Genomic DNA, 3414 nt, shown 5'->3' on the forward strand with positions numbered 1-3414 from the left:
CCACGCCCGGTTATCTGACGCGAGGCAGTGGCGCGGGGGTGTCCGAGGATGGCGTGGTCCCGGGTCAGGGACCACGCGCCGGAGAGCCGGTTGCCGGACGGGGCAGGCCGCGTCGACTGGTGGCGCCTGCCACCACGCGGTGGGTTTCAGCCTGGGTCTGACGCGCCGGCGGTGCCCCGACGCCCTCGGGCCAATGTGCCTGCCGGGCTGCCCCCGAGCCTGGTGACGCCGCACCGTCGTGGAGCGCGAACCGAACGGCCGATCGGGCCTTCACCAAAGGGTCGTCGGCCCGCGGGCGGTACGGTGATCGCCGCTGAGTGTCGCGTTTCGCCCTTGCATTGCGAGGGAGCCCGGAGACGGGGTCGAATTCGTTGGGGAGACGGCGGGTCGGTTTCGCCTCCGCGCAGGGACCGAAGCACGCAGGCGACTTGCCCGCCGTGACCCTTGCCGAGGGGCGCGGGACGATGGCTGGACGGCGTCGCATCCTGCCCTCCGGCGCGCGGATGACGCTGATCACAGGCGTCACGGGGCCGGATCATTCGCTCCGAAAACGGTGCGGGTGAGCGCGGCGCGGCTCGATACGCCCGTCTTGCTGTAGATGCGGGCCGTGTGGTTGCGTACGGTCGCCGGCGCGATCCCGAGCACGCGCGCGATCTCCTTGTGGGACAGCCCCTCGGCGATCAGTTCGACGATCTCGCGCTCGCGCGGCGAGAAGCGGTCGATCAGCCGCCGCCGCATCAGGCGCAGTTCGGTGAGTTGATCGCCGGCGGCGAGCGGCGCGGCGCTGGCGACGATGTCGAAGCCGCGTGCGTCGATGAAATCGGCGAAGGTCTCGCCCGGCTCGACACGCCATTGCGACCATAGCGCGAGCGCGGCGCCGCTGCCGGCCACCGGGCGGCCTGCCGCGTCCACCATGAGCCGCAAGGCCCCGTCGTGGTCCACCCCGGAGCGGTCCAGCGCGGCCTGAAGGTGATCAAGCGCGCAGCCCAGGAAAACCAGGTCCCGCGCATCGAGGGGGCGCGTCTGCCGTCCGCCGCGGTAGGCCGAGATGAACAGTTGAGGGCGCATCGGGTCGAAAGCGCGCATCACGACCGACAGCCTGCGAAGACCGTAGCGATCTGCAAGCGCGATCATGCCGTCGGTCTGGCGCGGGCCGTCCCGGTCGTAGCAGGCGACGGGCCGCGGCGTGCGGCTGCGGGCCCGAACATCCGCTGCGAGGATGTCCTCCGACCGGATCTCGTGCCAGAAGGACGCGTAGTCTCCGGGAAGATTTAACACGCTCGATCCGACGATCTCCACTTCCTGTGGAGCCGCGTCGGCCCAGCCGATCCATGCCGCGTCGAAGCCCACCCGTGCAGCGAGTTCGCGCGCGGCCCAGTCCAGCAGGACGGGCCCGTCCACACCCTGCCGTGCCTCGCGGAGCGCGTCGATGAACGCGCTGAAAGCCTCGACATCGGTACCTTGCCGCATCGGCCTCCGTCCGGTGTTCCCAAGGGCGCCGATCCTAGGGCGACGCTGCGTAAACTGTCAACGCCACAGCTTTTCCTCGCCCACCCAGGCGCCGCCGGGCAGGGGGCCGGGACGCGCGAAGGCATCGAGCACGTTGCGCATGAAGCGCGCGGCTGTGTTGTCGCCTCCGGCCATCGGCAGCGCCATCGACCAGGCGATCGAGCCGATCGAGAGGCACGCCCCGTCGTTCGCCGTGGTGAAATAGGTGATGTCCGCGCGCACCTGCGGATCCTGCGTCCCGCCGCGCCCGGGGAAGGCGTAGGTGATCTCCTCGCTCACGAGCGGATAGTTGTCGGAAAACCCCTCGGCCATCCCGATCAGCAGCGTGTGCGGCGGTGTCCCGAGCGCGAGGTCGTAGCGGTCGATCTCGATGCCCGCCGCGCCGCCGAGGCCGAGGCCCGTGTCACCGATCGGCGCGTCGGGCGCGATCCCCTCGAACATCCAGTCCACGCGCCTGTGGAAGCTGTCCGGCATCCGCTCGAAATGGGTGGAGCGGTCCATGCCCTCGGCGGTGAAGCCCACGCCGACGATCTTCTGCGGCGGACGCCCGCGCGACCGCCAGAGGCCCGACCGCTCGCCCGTCGAGGCGAGGTAGCCCTCGCCCGGCTCGGCCTGCCAGGCGCGCGAGCCGGCGTCGAGCTTGCGAACTTCCATGATCTCGGGCGCGTCCTCGAAGAGGCCCGAGACCCAGTAATAGCCGTTGCCGCCGGCGTAGATCACCCGCCCGCCCGCGGTCATGTAGTCCTCCGTGGCGTCCAGCATGCGTTCGGAATAGTATTCCGGGTGGGTGGAGTTCATGACGACGCTGTACGGTTCGAGCGCCGCGGCGCCCTCGGCGTGCAGGTCGTGATCGGTGAGGATCTCGTAGTCGTAACCCGCGGTCTCCAGCCACCAGATCAGCGAGAGGTCGGCCGGAAAGGCCCAGGGAAAGCCCATCGGCGTGCTGCGGAACCGCGGCCGGATGTTGATGATCGGGCGCAGGTAGCTCGACAGGCAGCAACCCGCGCCGTCGGAGTGGTGATCGTAGGTCGAAAGCCCGAATTCCGCGAGCTTGACGAAGTCGATGTCGCGCTTCGTCAGGATCGGCGTGTGCGCGGTGATCGCCTGCGCGATGGGCGCCTCGTAGGCGAGATGCTCGTTGGCATAGGCAAGGTAGGTGAAGGTGGACATCAGCACCGCGATGGGCGCCTTCGGCTCCGCCGCGCGCACGAAGAACGGGACGTGATCCTCCGCGCCCTCCGTTCTCAGGCGCAGCGCGTAACAGCCGCTTTTCAGCCCCTCCGGCACGGTCCAGTCCACCGTCGGCTCCCAGCCGCAGTCGGTCAGTGCGTCGTCGTGAAAATGCACGCCGCCGTATTGCCCCGGGTCGAGGCGGAAACTGTCCTCGCGCCCGCCCCAGTTCCAGCCGGTCATCGCGCGGACGGGGCGGTTCACGCCCTCGGCATGAAGGCCGTAGGGGCCGGTATCGCGGATCGTGTCGCCGATGCCGCGGTCGGTATACCCCGCCGTGGTGTCCCAGAGCGCGACCGCGCCCTCGGCAGGCATCGCGTCGCCGTCGGCGATGGCGCGCAGCTCGGCCTCCGGCAGTGCCCGCGCCCAGAGGCCCGCGCGGTCGATCTTGCCGTTGTAGAGCGTGCCCACGTAGCGGCCGCGCATGTCGTTCCAGTCGCTCGCGCCCGCCCAGAGGAAGGGGGCCTCCGCCCGGGCCGCGGCCGGGGCGCAGCGCAGCGTGGCGCTGACGACGCTGTCGTAGTCGTAGGGCACGACGGGGCCGAGGCGCCCGTTGTAGCGGCCCACGCGGCCCAGCTGCACGAGCCGCGCGCGCCGGCTGCCGGCCTCGAAGGTCGCGGCGACGAAATACCAGCAGCGCGGGATCAGCGGCACCTCTGCCGTCACCTGATCGAC

The 3414-nt window shown here is 70.5% G+C and carries 2 protein-coding genes; both read right to left on the reverse strand.

The window, feature by feature from the left end:
* Positions 1 to 522: 522 nt before the first annotated feature.
* Positions 523 to 1350 carry a helix-turn-helix transcriptional regulator gene (locus ACESL7_RS14525; protein WP_372894016.1) on the reverse strand — a complete coding sequence of 276 codons (828 nt, stop codon included), beginning with the start codon at positions 1348 to 1350 and terminating at the stop codon, positions 523 to 525.
* Between the two features lie 177 nt (positions 1351 to 1527).
* Positions 1528 to 3414, reverse strand: a 1887-nt coding sequence (locus ACESL7_RS14530) for a N,N-dimethylformamidase beta subunit family domain-containing protein (RefSeq protein ID WP_372894017.1), incomplete at its 5' end; no start/stop codon positions are given.

Origin of the sequence: Rhodosalinus sp. (assembly GCF_041685465.1) — a bacterium.
Lineage (GTDB): Bacteria > Pseudomonadota > Alphaproteobacteria > Rhodobacterales > Rhodobacteraceae > Rhodosalinus.